General features: G+C 40.8%; 22 protein-coding genes. 1 reads left to right on the forward strand and 21 read right to left on the reverse strand.

Annotated features, from left to right (window positions below):
- Positions 1-135: 135 nt before the first annotated feature.
- The 17 genes from ACHB7C_RS05905 to ACHB7C_RS05985 all read right to left on the reverse strand — a co-directional run bounded on the left by ACHB7C_RS05905 (position 136) and on the right by ACHB7C_RS05985 (position 14474).
- Positions 136-471, reverse strand: coding sequence for a tRNA-binding protein (locus ACHB7C_RS05905; protein ID WP_042845453.1), 336 nt, complete (start codon positions 469-471; stop codon positions 136-138).
- A 205-nt stretch (positions 472-676) separates the two neighbouring features.
- Positions 677-1003 carry a multidrug efflux SMR transporter gene (locus ACHB7C_RS05910; RefSeq protein WP_042845455.1) on the reverse strand — a complete coding sequence of 109 codons (327 nt, stop codon included), beginning with the start codon at positions 1001-1003 and terminating at the stop codon, positions 677-679.
- Between the two features lie 21 nt (positions 1004-1024).
- Positions 1025-1441: a multidrug efflux SMR transporter gene (locus ACHB7C_RS05915; protein WP_042845457.1), complete on the reverse strand. Its 417-nt coding sequence runs from the start codon at positions 1439-1441 to the stop codon at positions 1025-1027.
- Between the two features lie 62 nt (positions 1442-1503).
- Positions 1504-2193 carry a hypothetical protein gene (locus ACHB7C_RS05920; RefSeq protein WP_042845458.1) on the reverse strand — a complete coding sequence of 230 codons (690 nt, stop codon included), beginning with the start codon at positions 2191-2193 and terminating at the stop codon, positions 1504-1506.
- Positions 2194-2207: 14 nt separating this feature from the next.
- Positions 2208-2852: a phosphate propanoyltransferase gene (pduL, locus tag ACHB7C_RS05925; RefSeq protein WP_048606020.1), complete on the reverse strand. Its 645-nt coding sequence runs from the start codon at positions 2850-2852 to the stop codon at positions 2208-2210.
- A complete protein-coding gene (locus ACHB7C_RS05930) occupies positions 2849-3286 on the reverse strand; it encodes a BMC domain-containing protein (RefSeq protein WP_042845463.1) in 438 nt (145 codons plus the stop codon). Before ACHB7C_RS05930 ends, pduL begins: the two co-directional genes overlap by 4 nt.
- A 21-nt stretch (positions 3287-3307) precedes the next feature.
- Positions 3308-4258 (reverse strand): choline TMA-lyase-activating enzyme, encoded by a 951-nt coding sequence (gene cutD, locus ACHB7C_RS05935; protein WP_042845465.1) that lies wholly within the window; start codon positions 4256-4258, stop codon positions 3308-3310.
- 78 nt (positions 4259-4336) lie between these two features.
- Positions 4337-7768: a choline trimethylamine-lyase gene (cutC, locus tag ACHB7C_RS05940; RefSeq protein WP_048606016.1), complete on the reverse strand. Its 3432-nt coding sequence runs from the start codon at positions 7766-7768 to the stop codon at positions 4337-4339.
- 57 nt (positions 7769-7825) lie between these two features.
- Positions 7826-8956 carry a 1-propanol dehydrogenase PduQ gene (locus ACHB7C_RS05945; protein ID WP_071548630.1) on the reverse strand — a complete coding sequence of 377 codons (1131 nt, stop codon included), beginning with the start codon at positions 8954-8956 and terminating at the stop codon, positions 7826-7828.
- A 7-nt stretch (positions 8957-8963) separates the two neighbouring features.
- Entirely contained in the window at positions 8964-9221 is a 258-nt protein-coding gene (locus tag ACHB7C_RS05950) for a EutN/CcmL family microcompartment protein (RefSeq protein ID WP_004259057.1), read from the reverse strand.
- Between the two features lie 26 nt (positions 9222-9247).
- The gene (locus ACHB7C_RS05955) at positions 9248-10882 is read right to left on the reverse strand and encodes an acetaldehyde dehydrogenase (acetylating) (RefSeq protein ID WP_053083841.1); all 1635 of its coding nucleotides are present in this window, start codon (positions 10880-10882) and stop codon (positions 9248-9250) included.
- Positions 10883-10950: 68 nt separating this feature from the next.
- The gene (locus ACHB7C_RS05960) at positions 10951-11229 is read right to left on the reverse strand and encodes a BMC domain-containing protein (protein ID WP_004259063.1); all 279 of its coding nucleotides are present in this window, start codon (positions 11227-11229) and stop codon (positions 10951-10953) included.
- A 15-nt stretch (positions 11230-11244) separates the two neighbouring features.
- On the reverse strand, positions 11245-11529 hold the full coding sequence (locus ACHB7C_RS05965; protein WP_042845468.1) for a BMC domain-containing protein: 285 nt from the start codon (positions 11527-11529) through the stop codon (positions 11245-11247).
- A gap of 20 nt (positions 11530-11549) precedes the next feature.
- Positions 11550-11828, reverse strand: a complete 279-nt coding sequence (locus tag ACHB7C_RS05970) for a BMC domain-containing protein (RefSeq protein WP_004249182.1) — start codon at positions 11826-11828, stop codon at positions 11550-11552.
- A gap of 657 nt (positions 11829-12485) precedes the next feature.
- Positions 12486-13004: a FidL-like protein gene (locus ACHB7C_RS05975; RefSeq protein ID WP_042845470.1), complete on the reverse strand. Its 519-nt coding sequence runs from the start codon at positions 13002-13004 to the stop codon at positions 12486-12488.
- Entirely contained in the window at positions 13001-13843 is an 843-nt protein-coding gene (locus ACHB7C_RS05980; RefSeq protein ID WP_166684972.1) for a transcriptional regulator, read from the reverse strand. The genes ACHB7C_RS05975 and ACHB7C_RS05980 overlap by 4 nt, the downstream gene beginning before the upstream one ends.
- Before the next feature lie 52 nt (positions 13844-13895).
- A complete protein-coding gene (locus tag ACHB7C_RS05985; RefSeq protein WP_042845473.1) occupies positions 13896-14474 on the reverse strand; it encodes a TetR/AcrR family transcriptional regulator in 579 nt (192 codons plus the stop codon).
- Between the two features lie 308 nt (positions 14475-14782).
- Here ACHB7C_RS05985 and ACHB7C_RS05990 point away from each other — a divergent pair, with 308 nt between their 5' ends.
- Positions 14783-15343, forward strand: coding sequence for an NADPH-dependent FMN reductase (locus ACHB7C_RS05990; RefSeq protein ID WP_395346723.1), 561 nt, complete (start codon positions 14783-14785; stop codon positions 15341-15343).
- An 80-nt stretch (positions 15344-15423) separates the two neighbouring features.
- On the opposite strand, the gene potD is transcribed toward ACHB7C_RS05990, so the two are convergent.
- From potD to potA, 4 genes are all read right to left on the reverse strand, one after another.
- Positions 15424-16473 carry a spermidine/putrescine ABC transporter substrate-binding protein PotD gene (potD, locus tag ACHB7C_RS05995; protein ID WP_042845476.1) on the reverse strand — a complete coding sequence of 350 codons (1050 nt, stop codon included), beginning with the start codon at positions 16471-16473 and terminating at the stop codon, positions 15424-15426.
- 167 nt (positions 16474-16640) lie between these two features.
- Positions 16641-17426, reverse strand: a complete 786-nt coding sequence (gene potC / locus ACHB7C_RS06000) for a spermidine/putrescine ABC transporter permease PotC (RefSeq protein WP_042845477.1) — start codon at positions 17424-17426, stop codon at positions 16641-16643.
- Positions 17423-18286 carry a spermidine/putrescine ABC transporter permease PotB gene (gene potB, locus ACHB7C_RS06005; protein WP_042845478.1) on the reverse strand — a complete coding sequence of 288 codons (864 nt, stop codon included), beginning with the start codon at positions 18284-18286 and terminating at the stop codon, positions 17423-17425. The genes potC and potB overlap by 4 nt, the downstream gene beginning before the upstream one ends.
- A complete protein-coding gene (potA, locus tag ACHB7C_RS06010) occupies positions 18273-19382 on the reverse strand; it encodes a spermidine/putrescine ABC transporter ATP-binding protein PotA (protein ID WP_042845479.1) in 1110 nt (369 codons plus the stop codon). Before potA ends, potB begins: the two co-directional genes overlap by 14 nt.
- Between the last annotated feature and the right edge of the window lie 772 nt (positions 19383-20154).

Raw genomic sequence — 20154 nt, forward strand, 5'->3', positions numbered from 1 at the left:
TTTTACTGATAAATGGCAGCGATGGCGCCGACTATGCTAGGCGGCAAGCAAACGAGCCCCTAGGGGCATACAAAAGTATGTAACTAGGGCGAGTGAGCGAAGCCAACAACACGATAATACAAAGAATGACGAGCATTATGCTAAAAGCGCACCATTCGGTAGAGGCAGGTTAAATTCTGCAAGAACAATCGCCCCTGTTTCATCCGGTGCCCCCGTGATTAATACCTCGGATTTAATCCCTGCTATCCGTTTCACCTCAAAATTACAGACACATAGCACCTGCTTACCAATCAAATCTTCTGGTGTATAGTTGACGGTAATTTGTGCGCTGGAACGTTTAATTCCCAACTCGCCTAAATCCACGTCCATTACGTAAGCTGGCTTTTTAGCTTTACTATTCACTTCGGCACGAATAATCGTACCGACTCGCATTTCTACCCGAGTAAAATCATCCCACTCAATAATTTGCATAAATCTATTCCTGAATTAATTCACTTATCTTCTGTAAAGTAACATAGAACGGATTTAGCTTTTTATCGCTAGGCAATCATTTTATGTTGTAGAAGCATCAATAGCTTCGGTTACTTAAAAAAAAGCCCTCACACTAAAATGAAGGCAACGTAATGAGCAAAATAATAATAAAGTTCTGAGAGTAGCAATTAAACTAATGTATTAATTACATAGTGGAGAATGTATTCATAATTATCCCGCCAGAGATAATTAACCCCATCGCAAAGACAGCAGGAAAATCAGGCTTTTGTTTATATAACACCATAGAAACTAACGTTACACCGACAATCCCAAACCCACACCATAATGAGTAAGCGACTCCGACAGGGATATACCCCATTGCGCGAGTCAATGCAAAATAGCATAAGCAATATGCAATAATGACTAATACTGAAGGCCCCAACTTACTAAAGCTGTTGGTCTTTTTAATCATGGATGTGCCTGTTATTTCTGAGCCAATAGAAAGCGCTAACCATAAAAATCCAGTAAACATAATATTCCCCTTAAATTTAAATTAGTGAGCTGCTTTATTTTTTGCTGATAATAATGAAGCTTCAGCTTTAGGCTCTTCGGCTTCTTCATCAGAACCCATTTTGGAAAATAGATTCATAATTACAATACCACTTGCTATTACAGCCATGCCTATCATTGCGGCAGTATCTGGATGCTGACCATAAAATAACATGCCAAGAGTAGAAACCATTAATATCCCTGTTCCTGACCATGTTGCATAAGCTAAACCCACCGGAATATATTTAACAGCGCGAGAAAGTGAATAATAACAAATAACATACAGTACGACGATTAATGCCAATAATAACGATTTTGTCATTCCTTCACTATTATCAAACATTTTTAGCGTTGATGTTGCTGAGGTTTCAGAAATAATAACCGCCAACATCCAAAGCCATGATTTTGCTTTAGGGGACATAGATAATACTCCTACAATAAATAGAAAATTAAGATGATTTTTAATACGCTAAATTTATTTTATTATTTCAATGATTTTAAATAATCAATTGCAGAATCTGTTAATTTATTTTCATTCGCGCAATACCCCCTAGGGTTATTCATTACTTCTTTTAAAGTAATATAGCGACTTGGAGTTTCATTAGTTATTTCAGGTTTTAAATATTTAGAAATATCATGAGTTAGTAACTTTTTTTCAATTTCATTTAATGGAAAAAACTGAATACCTAAGTTAATTGCTTTACTGATATTTTCTTTAATAAGATGATTATAATTTTCATTTTTATTTAAACCTAAGATATGGCTTAATTCACTTTCTGGGCAGCAATGGTATTTCAATGCCAATATAGGAATATTTTGTGATAGTGCGTGTAAAGTTAATTCACTTTCCTCACTAACAAATAAACCACTGGCAATTTCACCGACAACTTTTGCATCAATAAAAGGTAAAAATAAGCAGCTATAGCGGCTTAACTTATTTATTGATAACGTATTTTTGTCTATAACATGTCCTAGCTCAGCCCATTTCTCCATATTCGAAGACTGAAGCATTGATGCGGTGGCATAAAAGGAAAAACAAACAGAATCTAGCTGCGCTAACCTTTGGTAAATAGCTTGCTGATAGCCCTCAACCGGTGATAACACAACCAAAACTTGTCGTTTTAACTGACGTAAAACTTGTTGCACAATTTGCTCGATCAGTTTTTCGTTCATTTTGCCACCGTTCCTTAACCCGCAATAAATACGCTATCGTTATTACGTAAACCCGCAGCATTCGCTTCATCTGTATCAATATGAAATTCAAGAGAAAACCGCTCATCCACTCTCACGATAACCTCATCAAATACTAAGCTACGCTCACCCTCAGTACGGATATTTACCTTTTGCCCATTCACCACATTGAGTGACCTCGCATCCATCACACTCATATGAATATGACGCTGAGCACATATAACTTGCGACTCAAGGTTGACGTGCCCAGCAGGGCCAATCAATAAAGCGTTACCTGAGCCCGTTAAATCTCCTGACTCTCTCACTGGCGCTTTAATACCCAGTGCAAAACAATCCGCTTTGGACACTTCAAGTTGCGTTTTTGGGCGAACAGGCCCTAAGACTCTCACTTTGCTTATCGACCCTTTTGGCCCAACCACCATGACACATTCCTTGGCTGCAAATTGCCCCGGCTGCTTTAAATCTTTGAATGGTGTCAGTTGATATCCTTGACCAAACAACGCTTCAACATCTTGCTGTGACAGGTGAACATGACGATTTGAAATACCGACAGGAATTGCAATGTTCGGTTGTATTCCTTGAGCAAAGCTATTGGTTGAAAGACGGGATAAAATTTTGCCCATCAACTGCTCATTAATCATGATTTTTTACCTTTGCGTAGGTCATTTTTGGTCTCTTTTACACTGGTATCCTCTTTTACTTCAGGCGCAGTATGTTGAGGTTTTGCTTCAACCGTTTCACTTTCTGATGAACTTTGTCCTTTTTCTGTCTTTTCAATGCTTTTTTCTAATTCACCCTTTTTACTTTTCACCGTTAACAATTTAGCCGTCACACTTTCTTCTGGGCGAGCAATCACTAATGAGCCGACAAGCAGTTGGCTATTCGCTATCACGTCAATGCCATGATCAACCGCAGTGCGAACTGCACTAATTTCACCTTGAAAACAAACTGATACCAACCCAGAACCTATTTTCCGATAACCTATAATTTCTACACTAGCGGCTTTACATGCTGCATCTGCGGCTTGTATGGCGGATGTCAGCCCCCGAGTTTCAATCACACCTAAACTTTTCATCTGTCTCTCCTACTTTGTGACTTAGTGACGAACCAGTCGAATATCGAAATCGAATTGCTTAAAGAACGCTTCAAGTTGATCTAACTCTTCAGCACTATAGGTTGGGTCTTGTTTAACCGGGTAAATCATCTCTAACTTGTCGTATTTGCCACGACCCAACTGGTGATAAGGTAAAATATCGATGCGCTTTACATTGCCGCGTTTGGATAATTCCATCGCATAATTAATCGCACCAGTAATGGCATCAAATGAATCGTTGTATCCACGGACTAACGGCATACGAACGACGATGTTAGCGCCAAGTTCCACCAACCTTTCAAGATTACGGCGAACATTTTCATTCCCAATACCGAATAAGTTTTTATGCTGTACCGTATCGATATGTTTAATGTCATACAAAAATAGGTCGACAACTTCAGCTAGCTTTTCATAGTTGGCTAATGAGGTTGTTCCTTGTGTTTCTACGGCGGTGTTGATCATCATTTTTTTACACTCACGCAGTAGGGCAACAGCAAAGTCGGTTTGTAGGCTCATTTCGCCACCACCGATTGTTACACCACCACCGGAAGAGATATAAAAATCATAATCTTGCATAATGATTTCCATCATTTCGGCTACCGTGACATCTTTGCCCATAATGTCTAACGCACCGCCAATACACACTTCTTCGCATTTACGACAACCAATACAGTCAATACTGCGATTGACACGATGAATCTGTTCACCTTGTTCATTAATGGTTTTGTAATGGATACCGGTAGGGCAAACATCGACACACTTCCCACAATTCACACATTTGTCGTGAGAAAACATCACTTGAAACTGGCTACTTAGCCCTTCTGGATTAGCACACCATGGGCAGCGAATATTGCACCCTTTTAAGAAAATCAGCGTTCGAATGCCATCGCCATCATAAATTGAGTATTTTTGGATATTAAATATCCGACCTTTAATCTCTGCCGCGCTCATCATTACACCTCTAAAATCAGTTCAAATTTATTATTGTTATTATGAAACGGCAGGTATGAAGCCATACCTGCCAACGCTGGTTTAGAACTTCTCAATTACAGTACGGCTGATAATCTCATCTTGAACCTCTTTACAAAGCTCAACGAAATATGCGCTATAACCTGCAACACGAACGATTAAATCTCGGTATTTTTCAGGCTCTTGCTGTGCTTTTTTCAGCATTTCGTTATCTACATAACTAAACTGCATTTGCCCGTTACCTAAAATAGAGGCGGTTCTCAGTAACGTGATTAAGCCATGACGTCCTTCCGGTGTATCCAATAAGCCTTTTAAGAACTTAAAGTTATGCACCATACCGATGTTCATCGTCTCAACATTCATCTTGCTGATTGATTTGATGATGGCAGTAGGGCCTTGTTTGTCCGCACCTTGTGTTGGGCTGATACCATCCGAGAGTGGCATCCACGCTAAACGGCCGTTAGCACTTGCTGCGGTCAATTCACCAATTGGGGTATTGTTGGAAATGGATAAGGTTCCGTGACTCAATGTTGAATACAACATGTCATATTTACGGCACTCACGCTCTGTCCACTCGGTGATATCCAGCGCATATTGGTCAACATAGTCATCATCGTTACCAAACTTAGGCGCATTTAAGCAGTCACGACGTAATTCGTCATAGCCTTCAAAGTTTGCGAGTAAGCCATCGCGGATTTGCTCAAGCGTGTAGCGGCCCTCTTCATAAACCAATTTACGAATAGCAACAATGGAGTCAACATAGGTAGCAAGGCCTGAGAAAATCAGCCCAGGGCCGTGGTTGATCATCGCCCCGCCAGCTGCAACGTCCTTCCCTTTTTCCATACAACCTTCTACCAGTAAAGACATCAAGGGTTTTGGAGCTACATCGCGATGTACACGCTGGCTGATAACAGTCCCGATAGCCGATAAACGAACAATGTGGCCAATCTGTGCTTTTACTGCATTATCAAAGTCTTCGAAAGTTTTCAGTTCACGTAAGTCACCCGTATCTAAGCCTTGATAGCTATCAAATAACACCATGCGACCACGGTTTAGCACAAATTCAATCGCAATTGGCCACTGGGTATAACCTGTTGATGTCCATTGATAAATACGGCCTGATTTTTGTGGCTCTACACACCCCATTAAGCAGTAGTCACGCGCATCTTCAAAATCAAAGCCTTTACGTAGCATCATTTTGATGTGGGAATCATCGAAGTGACAGGCTGGGAAGCCCATACCGGCTTTCACCACATCAACGATTTTCTCCATGTATTTCTGTGGTGATTGGTTATGAATACGGCATGCCAGAGATGGCTGATACACTTTCACAAAGCGAACCGCATCCATTATTAAATAGGTCAAATCGTTACAAGCATCACCACCAGAACGTTTTTGTCCACCAACAGTTAAGTTGATAAATGGCTGATAACCTGCGAAGTATTTCGCACCTAGCTCACTCGACATCCACATTAACTCAGCACACTTGATGATAAATGCCTGCATCATCTCTAATGCTTGGTCTTCAGTTAAACGGCCTGTTTTGATGTCGTTTTCATACATTGGTAAGCAATATTGGTCGAGACGCCCTAAAGAAAGACCGGTTTGGTTTTCTTCAATTTCAAATAATGACTCAACCGTCCAAATGCTTTGTAATGCTTCTTGTAATGTCACCGGCGGGTTAGCAGGTACATTTTCATTCACTTGCGCGATAGTCAGTAATTCTTCACGGCGTTTTTGGTCTGATTCAAGTACGGCTAATTCACGCGCATGTGCAGCAATACGATGTGAATAAGCAACAACCCCTTCACAGGTTTCAATTGACGCTTTATAGAAATAAATGCGGTCAATGTCATCTGGGTTTTCCATGCTCAACTCAGCTAATTTCGCCTGAGCATCCGCTTTAATGCCATTCATTCCTTTGGTGAATAATAAAACGTCATAGCCTGGGCAGGTATCACCACCACCGTTGATTTGGTGATAAGACAAGTCACTGACAAATGTTTCACCACTGAATTCCCATACCCCCGCTTCACGGTATTGTGCTTCACAAATTTCATCCAGAGAGCGCCCTTCCCAGAACGGGGCAATTTCCTCGCGGATCACTTTTTTGTCTTCTTCTGAGATAACAAATGGGTCTTGTGGACGCGTGCTCATGGTATCGAGTTCTTCGACTACCCAACGCCATGCGATATCCGGTGAGAATGCACCCGCACGGGCTTTACCACATGGATGACCCACAATCAGCTCTTCGGGTTGAATTAGGATTGGTGCCGTTTCACAAGCTCGGCGGAACGCTTTCGCACGCAATAAAATTGGCGGTAAACCTGGGTTATTTTTGACAACTTCAGTGAAGGCGAGTGCGCGGTAGATAGACACACTTGGACGCGCTTCTAAGTAGCGATTGCGCAAGCGTTGTAAGCGGGGAGTTAAACCTTCCATAACTTTGAATTCAGTTTCCGCTTGTGCTGTTGGAGCAATATAATTCGCATTTGGCGCTGCGTATTGCGGCTGAACACTGTTTTTACCGCAATATAAACGGACTTTTAACCCATTATTGATAGCACTGATATTTTCATTAGCGGATAACATCATGCCAGACAACTCGTTAATGCAAACACGAGGATCATTCAGATAGATACCGTCTTTTAATGCATCGAACATTGGGTAGCCATCAACTTGCTTGGTTGAGCGAACTTCTGAAAGCTCAGCCAGTTTCAGCCATAAACTTTCTACAATTTCATAAGCTTGCGCCTGAGTTAAACGGCCTTGTTCAATATCGCGTTGGTAGAATGGATAAACGGCTTTATCAAATCCCATTGGATTAACCGCATAGCTGCCATTTTCTAAGTGCAAGATCAGCTGTAATAAATAAAAGGCTTGGCAAGCTTCCTTGAAGGTTTGCGCAGGTTTAGCAGGCACATTGCGCAAAATTGCTGCGCTTTCTTGCAGCTCCGCACGGCGATATTGGTTCGATTCGATTGCTGCCATGCTTTCAGCTTTCGTCGCTAAAGATTGCGCAAAGTGGATTGCTGCATCACACGCATAAATCGCAGAGCGGCAATTATTTGCCTCATCAATGCTATTGCGGCTCACTGCGCTACCAATATTTCTCACTTTATTTTCTAGCTGCGCTTTGATAGCTAAAAAGCCTACGTTTAATACTGCTAAGTAATCTGGCGCATCGACGTTACTGTCGCCTGCTAAAAAGGTATAAATACTGTGGCTATTAATTTCATTTTCAGTATGGAAAATAGCACCACGTGGGGTTGATGATTGGCTACCAATAATCAACTCGTCTTGCCCGATAAAGGCTGGAAAATGGCGGATAAACTCATAAAAACGTTGAGCAGGTTTAATCGCCTGCGGCGCACCGGATAATTGGTTACCCAATGCTTCTAAAATATTAGCTCGTTCAGTAATAATTGAACTGTTGCGGGCACTTAAGCGTTCAGCCAGCATTTTTACGCGTGGGGTCAAAGCATATTTATTCATGTTAGCCTATCCTGATGTTCTTTCTAGTTTGTTGTTCATCACATAAAGCGTTAACTGTTAAAAAGACTGTCTATACAGCGCTTCCAGTTGCACCTTGCTCACATCCCGTGGATTGGTCGGCGTGCAACTATCGCGCAGTGCTTGCCCAACCATTTCCCCTAAACGGGCGTTAAAATCGAATTCATTGATACCTGTTGCTTGAATGCCTTTTGGCAGGTTCATTTCATCTTTCAATACGTTGATCGCCACCATCAGGCTTTCAACGCCTTCACGTATTGATGACGCGGGTAAATCTAAATTTTTCGCAAGATTGGCGTAGCGTTTCGCTGCCTCAGTGTCACAACGGCCTTCTAAATCTGCATTGAAAGCAACCACTTGTGCCATTAACAGAGCGTTGGCGCGGCCATGTGGGATATGGAACACACCACCTAATGCATGAGCCAAACTGTGCGTTATCCCAAGGGAGGCATTAGTGAAAGCCATTCCTGCAATACATGACGCGTTGTGCATTTTTTCGCGAGCCACTAAATTGCTGCCTTCACGGTAGCAATCAATTAAATGACCAAAGACTAATTGCACGGCTTTTTCTGCCAATGCATCGGAAAAATCAGAAGCGGTACGCGAAACATACGCTTCCAATGCATGGCACAGCACATCCATTCCTGTATCCGCAGTAATAGAAGCTGGCACAGATTTCACTAGTGCGGGGTCTAAAATAGCTACATCTGGCAACATAAACTCATCAACCAAAACCAGTTTTTCAGACTGAGACTTGATCACGGAAAATGATGTCACTTCAGAGCCTGTTCCACTGGTGGTTGGAATAGCGATAAACTGCGGTTTAACTCGATTGGGGTCTTTTTTCGTGTGCCAAAGGGAGTAAATAACAGCTTTCGCAGCATCAATCACCGACCCACCACCGAGTGCAATCACCACATCTGGGTATTGCCTATCCATTATTTTCATGCCGTTAACGATGGCTGAAATGTCTGGATCTGGCACAACATCATCGTAAATCGAAAAGGTGATGCCACTTTGGGTTAGCCTGCGAGTGACTTCATCAGCTAAGCCAAACTTCACCATCGCTTTGTCAGTGACGATAAATGCATGGTGAGCACTCATTTGTGAGATAAAATCCAATGCGTTAGCACCGAATTGGACTTTAGGTTTAATCAAAAACTGGTTCATGCTGTTTTTACTCCTTGGTATAAACCTTTTCCACAATGGCAACCACTGACATGGCTTTGTAATTGTCTTTATTCAAAGCGAAGTAAGCTTCAGCTAAAACAATGTCATTGATACCAGCACCAACACTGTCGACTGCCACATACGTTTTGTTTTTCAACGGTTCAAGGTCATCCCCTAGCTTTGTTACCATCAGTAAGTTACTGCCGCTAAGTTCTTGGCATTTCTGCGTTGCAACAACATGCCCGACTACCTTTGCAAGGATCATGGTTTATACCGCCTTATTCCAATGAGTTACTTATTTAGGCGTCCGAGAACGGCCTTGATGATCTGCTCAACATTTTCTTCACTGATATCACCGTGAGAAACGACAGCCTCAGTAACCGCAGCCGTTGTCACCGCACCGCCAAATCGGTCATCACCTATTGGATGGACAGCTACGGGTGATGTTGTCGCCGCAACAGGGTTACGGAAGCGGTTATCATCAAAAATACTGACTTGCGGTTGAGTTACCGTTGCTGACACCGCAGGTTGTGCAGTTGTACAAGGCTGAGTGGGTTGCCTTAAATCTTCAATTGAACGTACGCCATAACCCACTTTGCGGATGTTCAGTAGATTCATTGGCCCTACATTATCTGAGCTAGAACCCCCACCCACTGCGCCACACCCCAATGTTAATGCAGGCGTAATATTGGTGGTTGCCCCGATACCACCAAGCGCCGCTGGTGTGTTAATTAAAATGCGGTTAACGGGTTTTTCGAGAGAGAACTGGCGAATAACATCTTCGTTTTGAGTGTGAATAACCAAGGTATGGCCTAAGCCCTCGTTGGTCAGTAAGTCAACCACCCGATGACAAGCTGATTGCCAGTCTTCTTCGATATACATCCCTAAAATTGGGCACAATTTTTCACGGGAGTACGGGTTTTTAGGGGAAACGGTATCTTGTAATGCAATTAATACACGGGTATTCGCAGGGACAGCGAAACCTGCTCGTTGGCTTAAAGTAATCGCATCTTTACCTACCACTTCAGGGTTGATAGTGCCGTTCGCTCTAAGCAACATGGATGCCATACGCTTCGCTTCTTCTTCGTTCATGAAGTAAGCACCTTGGGCAAGGAGTTCACGATGGACTTCGTTATAGATACAACGCTCAACAATAATGGATTGTTCAGATGCGCAGATCACACCATTATCGAAAGTTTTACTGGTGATAATGTCACTGACTGCTTGCTTGATATTAGCACTACGTTCAATAAATGCAGGGCCATTACCCGGGCCGCCACTAATGGTTGGTGTGCCTGATGCATAGGCTGCACGTACCATGCCTTCACCACCCGTTGCCAAAATTAATGAAACGTCTTTGCTGTGCATCAGTTCTTTCGTTGCTTCAAGAGTCAACATAGTGACTGCATCAACGATACCTGCTGGTGCGCCCGCTTCTAGTGCGGCTTTTTTGACTATTTCTAACGTACGGAAACTGCATGCTTTAGCATTTGGATGAGGGGAGAAGACGATTGCGTTACCAGCCTTCAAGGCAATCAACGTTTTGTAGATGATGGTTGATGTCGGATTAGTAGAAGGTACTAACGCTGTGATAACACCAAGAGGTACCCCCACATCCATAACTTTGTTGACTTTGTCATCATTAATGATGCCAACGGTTTTTAGATCTTTGATGTGCTCATAAACACGCATTGAAGCGAAGGTATTCTTCAGGACTTTATCTTGCCACTTCCCAAACCCTGTCTCTTCATTGGCCATTTTTGCCAACTCTTCTGCATGAAGTGCAGACTCAATAGCAATGTGTTTAACAATACTGTCGATTTTTTCCTGCGAAAATGTCGCGAATTCTTTCTGCGCTTGTTTCGCGTTTCGAACTAGCTCTCTTGCTAGCTGTCTGGATTGCAGATCTTTGTCTAATGCAACCATGTCTTCCCCCGTATCGGAGTCAAAATTAACTCATTAACTTGTTGTTTTATTGATTTATTAGCCAATAATTACGCTTTGTGTTGCTGCGCAATTTTGCCAATATCGTTGTGTGGTCTTGCGATAACGCGTGAAGTCACCACTGTTCCGATACGTTTTGCAGCCTCAACACCGGATTCAACAGCAGCATTAACGGCACCCACATCACCTTTAACCATTGCTGTCACGAGCCCTGAACCAACATTTTCATAACCGATTAGCTCGACATTCGCCGCTTTGCACATCGCATCAGCCGCTTCAATACAAGCCACTAAACCTTTGGTTTCAATTAGACCAAGTGCTTCTTTCATAAGTGATTTCCTTTTTTATTCCGTGACTTTATACTGGGCGACGATTTTTTGAATATCGCTATGAGGACGCGCGATAACCAAAGATGTCACGACGGTGCCAACGCGAGAGGCGGATTCAACACCTGAATCCACTGCAGCTTTCACTGCACCTACATCGCCTTTGACCATGGCGGTAACTAACCCTGACCCAACATTTTCATAACCAATCAGCACAACGTTTGCGGCTTTGCACATCGAGTCTGCGGCTTCAATACAGGCCACTAACCCTTGAGTTTCAATAAGACCTAATGCGTCACCCATGTTTTTTCCTCCGGAAAAAGTTATGCTTTATGTTTAATAACAATTTTGTTGATGTCATTGTGTGGACGCGCAATCACCAAAGAGGTCACAACTTCCCCAACACGCTGAGCAGACTCAACACCGGAATCGACAGCCGCTTTAACCGCGCCTACATCCCCTTTAACCATTGCAGTTACCAAACCGGAACCGACATTTTCATAACCAATTAGCTCAACATTCGCCGCTTTGCACATGGCATCCGCTGCTTCGATGCAAGCCACCAAACCTTTAGTTTCAATAAGACCTAATGCATCACCCATTGTTATTTCCTCCGAGAAACCTTCTTTGTTTTTCTTTACCGCTGATAATTCAAATTGATGTGTCCGAGTACATATCCTTTGAAATATCGGGGTAATCATTTGCGCCAAGGGTGTCTGCGCGGTGATTTATTGAACGCAGCCTTTGGCTTCAAACTCACTATAGAGCCTAAAAAACAAAACAAAATATAAATCCATGAATGATTAATACTTAGTGCTTTGCTCTAAAAATTAGCGTGATTTATTTGATTTTTTATGTAATCTCACTGAAAAAACCAAAAATTCACGTTTCTATCTGGAGATGAAAAAAGGGCTAAAAGTTGATTTACGATTAATCAAAGGAATTGTTAACAAGATATTATTGAGCTGATAAGGCGGGGTAATTTAGGGAGTGATAACTGTGGAAGGGCTCACTTGCTTATAAGCTTAGCTAAGTATTTATTTGTGAGATAGCGATTGGGCAACTGCCAACTTCAATACCAACTTGGCTAATCTCATTCACGAAACCACTATGAGGAACCCTGCATAGGCATAATTAGTTTAAACTAAGTAAAGCTCCAATGAGCTATTGGATAAAACGCGGGGGAGCATCTCTATACGCATAAAATACCGAAAGAAAAGAGCCCATAGCGCCCTTTTCTTTAAGCTATTTTCAGACCATTAATCAAATTTACTGCCAGGTTTAAGTGTGCAGATATAAAGCGGGGAATTTATTGAGCTTAACAATAATGCTTTGTCATTGAGCTTTTGGGCATTAAGAAATAAACCGTCATGGCTATCTGACATCTCTCGCATAAAGTAATCGAAAATAACATCGGGGGATTCATCAATAGAAGATGCTCGTGATTCCCATTGGCTGATATTATAATGCCTTTCTGTTGGGGATACTCGTTGGGTAGTATAACTAAATTTTACGTAACGTTGTAAATATAGCCACCCTGCTTTGGAGTCTGTATAACCTTCCACAACAATCGAGCCCTTGCCATTAGAACCAAAATTGAAATGAATGTTGCCATTAACATTTTCATCTATCATATTTTCAAAGCGCATAATGCCTTTAGTCGAACAGACCATCAAACCATCTTGTTGATTTGAAAATAACACTGACTGAGTATAAACCGCTACTATGATAAATAGTAAACCACTCAGTAAGCATAATACCTTGCCTGAAATCTTCATGATGGATTCCATGAATAGTAGAAGTAATTATCACAATAACTAAATGGGTTATCTTCATTCACAGCACAATGGGCCAGAAAAACTCGCCCTAATCCATTCGTTTGTAACTTATCACCATAGAAAAAAACAAATCGCTCCTTTTCTATGCAGTCTAGTTTCAAGTTATTTCTTACCTTGTCAAAATTTTGTATATAGTTGAGGGCAACAGTGCCATTAATCATTTTCTCATTTGACAAGACATCGCAATTATTGTGTTCCAACACCGTCATACTAATTGGTGATGATGGTTGCTTGGATAGATAAGCCATCACGGCTAATAAAATTGAGCAAAGCAATAAGGCAGCACTAGCTAAATACCAACAAATTTCTTTTTTTTCTGGGGTTAATGAAGTAATAACTTGTGGTTCTTCAAGGGGATGTGGGGCTGAATTCGCAACAGAAGATAAAACGACCTCTGCGCCATCAATTTCATTAAGATTACTAATTAACTCAAGAGGGTTGATTTTAATATCATCAATTAATTCTAAGGAGACTTCAGAATTGAATTCTAATAAGCCTCTACCAACAGTAACGATAATATTTTCAATACCATATTGACGGAATGCTTTTCTTAAAATACTTAAGTATTGATTTAAATTACTGTTCGATGACACTAAGCCATTATCATCCCATACAGATTTCAATATATCGTCTCGGGATAAAACACCATTATGTTGTATAAAATAAAATAATAATGCATTAGCAGTGATAGACAATTGCGTGTCCACCTCACCTTCTTTCAAAGATAAAGTGCCATCAACTGCATCATATATAATGAAGGCATTGATTTTATATTTCACTATCGCCTCATGTGCTTATTATATTAATAAAATTACACTGCTGGTATTACCGTTACTCCTCAGGTAGTTTTTCAAATGATATTTGTGTCAACCGACTTACAATAGCAGCGCGTTCTTGTTGTAATAATGTTTCCCCTTCAGTCAATGACGAAAGCCATAACCCATCAGCGGCATACCTGACTAATGCCCCTAAATAACTATTATCAAATTCATCCCCATTTGCTAAATGGCCTAACACCCAATCTCGCCAACATTGACGTAATACCGGCTCTGTTGGCATAGCTAAAGACAGCAAAGCAAGTTGAAAACTTTCATCCGATTCTTTAAGTTCACCAATATAGTGCAAATATGCACGAGAGAAACGCCCATACGGATTCGGATCATTCTCCATAATCAAATGAATTCGCTCATCCATAATTCCCAATAATTGGAGAAACAACGCATGGATGAGTTCCTGTTTGCTTGGGAAGTGGTGCATCAACCCGCCTTTACTGACACCCGCTTCTCTTGCCACAGCATTAAGAGATAACGAAGAAATCCCTTCTCTACCAGCAATAATGCGAGCCGCTTTGAGTAACTCAACTTGGAGTTTGGCGGGATCTTTTTTTCTATGCTGTGCCGTTTTATTCATGAAACGAATGATACCGACCAGTCGGTATGTTTCATTTTGACTAAAATCAAGTAACTATGATTTGTCAGTGGGTAAATAGAAATACTGGAAGAGGACTCACAATATGCCATCGTAATAATTCATATCACTATAATTAATTTAAAAAATTCAATTTTTTTTGATATTTGTTTCACTTATTCTGTCGTTTTAATTTAACTTAAATTTTGCACCTGTTCATATTATGATGTTTAATAAAAGAAACAACGTTCTGACAAAATACAAATCATATGAAGTAATAATGATCAACTGTCGATAGAAGAGGTTTTATCATGTCAAATCAATATAGTATTGGTGTTATTGTTGGTAGCTTACGTGCAGATTCTTACAACTTAACCGTGGCTAAGGCCATTACCAAGTTGTTCCCAGCAAACTTTACCTTTAAGTTTATCAACATCGGTGACTTACCTCTCTACAACCAAGATGCAGACCAAAGTGTGCCAACTGTGGTCGCAAATTTTAAATCGCAGATTAAAGCTTGTGACGGAATTATTTTTGCTACCCCAGAATATAACCGCTCAATCCCTGGCGTGTTGAAAAATGCCATTGACCAAGGTTCCCGCCCTTGGGGTGATAATTCATGGGATGGCATTCCAGCAGGCATTTTAGGTGTTTCTATTGGTAATATCAGTACCGCGGTAGCCCAACAGCACCTACGCAATAGCCTTGCATTCTTAAATATGCCTACCATGAACCAACCCGAATGTTACCTGAAATGGTATGACGGCATGGTGGATGAGCAGGGAAATATCTCACCAAAAAGCAAAGATTTCTTACAACCTTGGGCCGATACCTTTGCAAAGTTTGTGGCACATAATATTGTGAGTAAATAAGTGGGTTGGCAATATGCCGCCCATAAAAAAGGGCACTCAACCAGTGCCCTTTACATAAAATAAACCTAATAATCAGATTATTAACGGCCTGCTTTTAGCTTTTGGAAATACTCTTCATACAGAATATTGGTATTCCCGACATCGCTTTGCCACTCGCCTTTTTTCAGCACCTCTTCACTTGGGTAAAGGGATGGGTCGTTAGCAATTTCCGCAGGTAACATTTTCTTAGCTTCTAAATTTGGTGTTGGGTAACCAATAGATTCAGCAACTTGTGCCGCAATTTCAGGGCGCAGTAAGAAATTAATTAGCTTATGGGCACCTTCAACGTTTTTTGCATTGGCTGGGATGGCTAAGCTATCCATCCAGAAAATCCCACCCTCTTTTGGCCATACGACCTCAATAGGTAGACCTGCTTGCCTTGCCACAAATGCAGAGCCATTCCATAACATACCCACATCCACTTCACCTTCGATAAATGGTGTCGCTGGGTTGTCAGAGTTAAAGGCTAAAATATTCGGACGAAGTTTTTGTAGCTCTTTATAAGCTTCTTCAATTTGTTTCGGGTCGGTCGTGTTCCCTGAATAGCCCAGTTTAGTCAACGCGACTTGGAATACTTCACGCGCATCATCCATCATTAGTAGGCTATTTTTATACTCAGGTTTCCAAAAGTCAGCCCACGAAGTCACCGAGCCTGGATCAACCGCTTCACCGTTAATCCCGATCCCCGTAGCGCCCCAAATATAAGGCACGGAATAATCGTTATTTGGATCGAATTCTTTATGAATTAAATTTGGATCAAGGTTTTTGAAATTACTTAATTTACTTTGATCGATCTTTTGCAGCATCCCTTCTTTGCTCATTTTGGCGATAAAGTAAGTAGATGGTACAACCAAATCATAAGCACCTTCTTTATAGGTCTTTAATTTGGTATACATACTTTCGTTTGATTCATAGGTGGAGTAAATTACCTTGATACCCGTTTCTTTGGTAAATTGCTCTAATAAACCGGGGGGAACATATTCTGTCCAGTTATAGAAATACAGTACGTCTTTATTATCGTCAGCGGCGGTTGCCGTGCCAATACTTGCAGCCATTAAGCCTGCCGCCAGTAGATAGGACCATTTTTTCATGACTGAGCTTCCCTCAACAACGTGTTTTTACCCCCGCATATCTCAAGCAATAACTTGAATTATTTAGGGTATGTATCTTATGGACTCAATTGGAGCCCACCCTCTCGCCTAATGGCACTAAAAAAGATGCTGCAATACAACAAAACACAGCACCATCGTTTAACTTATTACTTGGCTTTTTTTGAGTATTTATCCCGCATCACCCACTGACTTAAACAGACAAGCAATAGGGACATTATCAGCAACACGGTTGCCAATGCATTCACTTCAGGAGAAACACCCACTTTCACCATCGAATAAATTTTTAATGGCAAAATTTCATAACTCGGCCCCGTAACAAATGACGAAACCACCACATCATCCATCGATAATGTGAAACTCAGTAACCACCCAGCAACAACGGCAGGTAATGCTAAAGGCAGTATGATTTTACGTAAGATAGTAAATTCACCCGCACCGAGGTCACGTGCCGCTTCGAGCATCTTCACATCAAAGTCTTTGAGCCTTGCGTATACGGTAACAACCACAAACGGCAGGCAGAAAGTAATGTGAGAAAACAGCAATGACCAAAAGCCCAGTGAAACACCTAGTATCATAAATAGCACTAATAAGGAAATGGCCATCACGATATCGGGGGACATCATCACCACAAACAGCATTCCCCCCACAAAAGGCTTTCCTCTAAAACGGTAGCGAAACAAAGCAACCGCCGTTAATGTACCAATAACTGTGGCAAAAGTTGCTGACAAGATAGCCATTGTCAATGAATGCCCTGCTGCTTCCAATAAGCTGTCATTATTACTGAGTAATTCATACCATTTTGTTGAAAACCCTTGCCACTGAATACCAAAACGAGATTCATTGAAAGAGTTAATAATCAAAATAATAATTGGAATATAAAGATAAGCGTAAATGATGGCCATAAAGCCACCACGCAAAGTACGTCCGATCATTCTTCATATGCCTTTTTATTCAGAAGCTTAGCCGCTCGATAATACACATACAGCAATAACCCCATCATCACAGTTAGGAAAATGCTGGTTGCTGCCCCGAATGGCCAATCACGAATATTCAAGAACTGGCTCTTAATCACATTACCAATTAACAGGTTTTTTGCTCCGCCCATTAAATCTGCAACATAAAATAACCCCATTGCAGGCAGCAGAACTAATAGACAGCCCGCAATAATCCCAGGCATCGTTAATGGAATGATAATTTTTACAAACCGCTGGAATTTATTCGCACCAAGATCCCTTGCCGCTTCTAAATATGATTTATCCAGTTTTTCGATACTTGAATAAAGCGGCATTACCATAAACGGCAGTAATATATAGATAAGCCCCAATATTACCGCTTCTGGCGTGTACATAATTCTCAAAGGTTTATCAACAATGCCAACCCAAAGTAAAAAGTCATTCAAGTACCCTTTGGTACTAAGAAAAACTTTCAAACCATAGATACGGATTAGTGAGTTAGTCCAAAAAGGTACAATCAACAAAAATAGCATCAGGGGTTGGATACGCTTTGGTAACTTAGCCAATATAAAAGCAAACGGGTACCCAATGACTAAGCAGAAGAAGGTCGCAATCAGCGCCATATTAAGCGAATGAAGCATCACTTCTGCATACATTGGGTCAGATAAGCGAATGTAGTTATCCCATGTGAAAACGAGGTCAACTAAATTAGTATCACTACGTGTCAAAAAACTGGTGCCAATAATCATGACATTTGGCAAAAAGACAAATAGGACTAACCAAGCAACGACACCGGTGATGATGACATTCTGCAAAATTTTATGTTTACGAATGATCATCCAGAACTACCTCCCAGCTTTCGACCCAAGTCACAGCAACTTTTTGGTTAAGGGAGTGGTCAACATCAGGGTCATCTTCATTGAAGAATTCGCTTACCATGATAATTTTGCCATCTTCCATCTCAACCACTGAGTCTAACGTCATGCCTTTGTAGTTACGCTCACGCACGTAGCCAATCAGCCCTGGGTAATTATCGGCATCATTCACTTCTTCAACTCGTAGGTCTTCTGGGCGTAATAACACATTAACATGCTGCCCTTCCTCGACAGAAAGTTCGGTGAAAATATCACATTCATGGCCTTCGACGTTGGCACGAATGCGTTTGTCATCAAGGCGATACAAGACTTTTGCATCGAAAATGTTAATTTCGCCAATAAATTGAGCAACAAATAAGTTTTTGGGCTCCTCATAAATTTCACGAGGCGTACCATCTTGCTCAATCTTCCCTTCACGCATAACGATGATCCGATCAGACATCGCTAAAGCTTCTTCTTGATCATGGGTAACAAAAATAAACGTGATCCCCAATTTCCGCTGAAGGGCTTTTAGCTCATTTTGCATTTGTTTGCGTAGTTTATAATCTAGCGCGGACAATGATTCATCCAGCAGCAAGACTTTCGGCCGATTAACAACGGCACGAGCAATTGCCACGCGCTGTTGTTGACCACCAGACAGTTGGTTGGGTCTACGCTCAGCAAAATCTTCCAATTGAACCATACGCAAGGCTTGGTCAACGCGCTTTTGAATTTCAGCCGCAGGTGTTTTCTGCATGCGTAAACCAAAGGCCACGTTTTCAAACACGGTCATATGAGGAAATAAAGCATAGCTTTGGAATACGGTATTCACAAAGCGCTGCTCTGCGGGAATATCCGTAATATCTTGACCATCAAGAATAATTTTCCCATCATCGACGTCTTCTAGCCCAGCAATAAGACGTAAAACCGTCGTTTTGCCACAACCTGAAGGCCCAAGAATGGTTAAAAACTCACCATTTTGAATAGTTAAGTCAAGTTCAGAAATAATTTGTTTGCCATCAAAACCTTTATTCAAAGATTTTAATTCGACGAGTGGTGTCAGAGAGGTTGTCTCAGTCATTTATTATACACTCTATCCCTAGGAATAATGCAGATAGAACCGCCACCGTTAAAGACTGTATAAGCTTGTCGGAGATATACTCTTCATCCTTCCCCAGCAAAGCCCAAAACCAGTAGCGCCATTTTATAGTTCATAAGCCCTGCATGATAAACACAGTTTTTGTAAATTGAAAGCCATTTTCGCCATTTCGTTTGCCTTTCATTATGAATTATCAATAAATAAATCAGATTTCTGATAAAAATAAGCAACATAGAGGTATATGCTATCAATTTATCGATATCTATAGATTTTCTTAGTATATTCACACACTAAACTTAAGTTAAATTCAATGCTTTTCATATGCTTAAAATATCTAATAGGAAATAGAACTTAATTATGTAAATAATCATTTTCATTTATTTAAAACCCTTGGATTATAAATACCGTATGATTTTAAATCACATATTCCTGCAAAAAATAAAATGAAAATAAGCATTGAATTAACTGAATCGTTTTAATTGAAAAAATGTAGCCATAGCTATTTATCATGATTAAGCACTTAAATAGTCAATAATCGATAACATCTATAACAAATGGTTAAAACCTTAGTTATTAATAATATTATGTGATTTGAATCTAATTTTTATTAATCAATGACTTTTATCCCTATAAATTTAATCCGCGTCATATAATCTCATGCATCCCTTTGAATATAAGGGCCAAATTGATATAATATCAGCTTAAATTGTAACCTTTAGTAACTTGTTTTGTAAGCTTAGTTTTATTATTACAC

Source organism: Providencia sp. 2024EL-00732 (assembly GCF_044006275.1).
GTDB classification, from domain to species: Bacteria; Pseudomonadota; Gammaproteobacteria; order Enterobacterales; family Enterobacteriaceae; genus Providencia; species Providencia huashanensis.

Coding starts and splice junctions, on each gene's coding strand:
- ACHB7C_RS05965 (WP_042845468.1), bottom strand. CDS start 11,529: ATGGGTGACGCATTAGGTCTTATTGAAACTCAAGGGTTAGTGGCCTGT.
- potB (WP_042845478.1), bottom strand. CDS start 18,286: ATGATCATTCGTAAACATAAAATTTTGCAGAATGTCATCATCACCGGT.
- ACHB7C_RS05950 (WP_004259057.1), bottom strand. CDS start 9,221: ATGATCCTTGCAAAGGTAGTCGGGCATGTTGTTGCAACGCAGAAATGC.
- ACHB7C_RS05985 (WP_042845473.1), bottom strand. CDS start 14,474: ATGAATAAAACGGCACAGCATAGAAAAAAAGATCCCGCCAAACTCCAA.
- cutD (WP_042845465.1), bottom strand. CDS start 4,258: ATGATGAGCGCGGCAGAGATTAAAGGTCGGATATTTAATATCCAAAAA.
- ACHB7C_RS05975 (WP_042845470.1), bottom strand. CDS start 13,004: ATGAAGATTTCAGGCAAGGTATTATGCTTACTGAGTGGTTTACTATTT.
- ACHB7C_RS05960 (WP_004259063.1), bottom strand. CDS start 11,229: ATGAAAGAAGCACTTGGTCTAATTGAAACCAAAGGTTTAGTGGCTTGT.
- ACHB7C_RS05915 (WP_042845457.1), bottom strand. CDS start 1,441: ATGTCCCCTAAAGCAAAATCATGGCTTTGGATGTTGGCGGTTATTATT.
- ACHB7C_RS05990 (WP_395346723.1), top strand. CDS start 14,783: ATGTCAAATCAATATAGTATTGGTGTTATTGTTGGTAGCTTACGTGCA.
- potC (WP_042845477.1), bottom strand. CDS start 17,426: ATGATCGGACGTACTTTGCGTGGTGGCTTTATGGCCATCATTTACGCT.
- ACHB7C_RS05970 (WP_004249182.1), bottom strand. CDS start 11,828: ATGGGTGATGCATTAGGTCTTATTGAAACTAAAGGTTTGGTGGCTTGC.
- ACHB7C_RS05905 (WP_042845453.1), bottom strand. CDS start 471: ATGCAAATTATTGAGTGGGATGATTTTACTCGGGTAGAAATGCGAGTC.
- ACHB7C_RS05930 (WP_042845463.1), bottom strand. CDS start 3,286: ATGAAAAGTTTAGGTGTGATTGAAACTCGGGGGCTGACATCCGCCATA.
- ACHB7C_RS05945 (WP_071548630.1), bottom strand. CDS start 8,956: ATGAACCAGTTTTTGATTAAACCTAAAGTCCAATTCGGTGCTAACGCA.
- cutC (WP_048606016.1), bottom strand. CDS start 7,768: ATGAATAAATATGCTTTGACCCCACGCGTAAAAATGCTGGCTGAACGC.
- pduL (WP_048606020.1), bottom strand. CDS start 2,852: ATGATTAATGAGCAGTTGATGGGCAAAATTTTATCCCGTCTTTCAACC.
- ACHB7C_RS05955 (WP_053083841.1), bottom strand. CDS start 10,882: ATGGTTGCATTAGACAAAGATCTGCAATCCAGACAGCTAGCAAGAGAG.
- ACHB7C_RS05910 (WP_042845455.1), bottom strand. CDS start 1,003: ATGTTTACTGGATTTTTATGGTTAGCGCTTTCTATTGGCTCAGAAATA.
- ACHB7C_RS05920 (WP_042845458.1), bottom strand. CDS start 2,193: ATGAACGAAAAACTGATCGAGCAAATTGTGCAACAAGTTTTACGTCAG.
- potA (WP_042845479.1), bottom strand. CDS start 19,382: ATGACTGAGACAACCTCTCTGACACCACTCGTCGAATTAAAATCTTTG.
- potD (WP_042845476.1), bottom strand. CDS start 16,473: ATGAAAAAATGGTCCTATCTACTGGCGGCAGGCTTAATGGCTGCAAGT.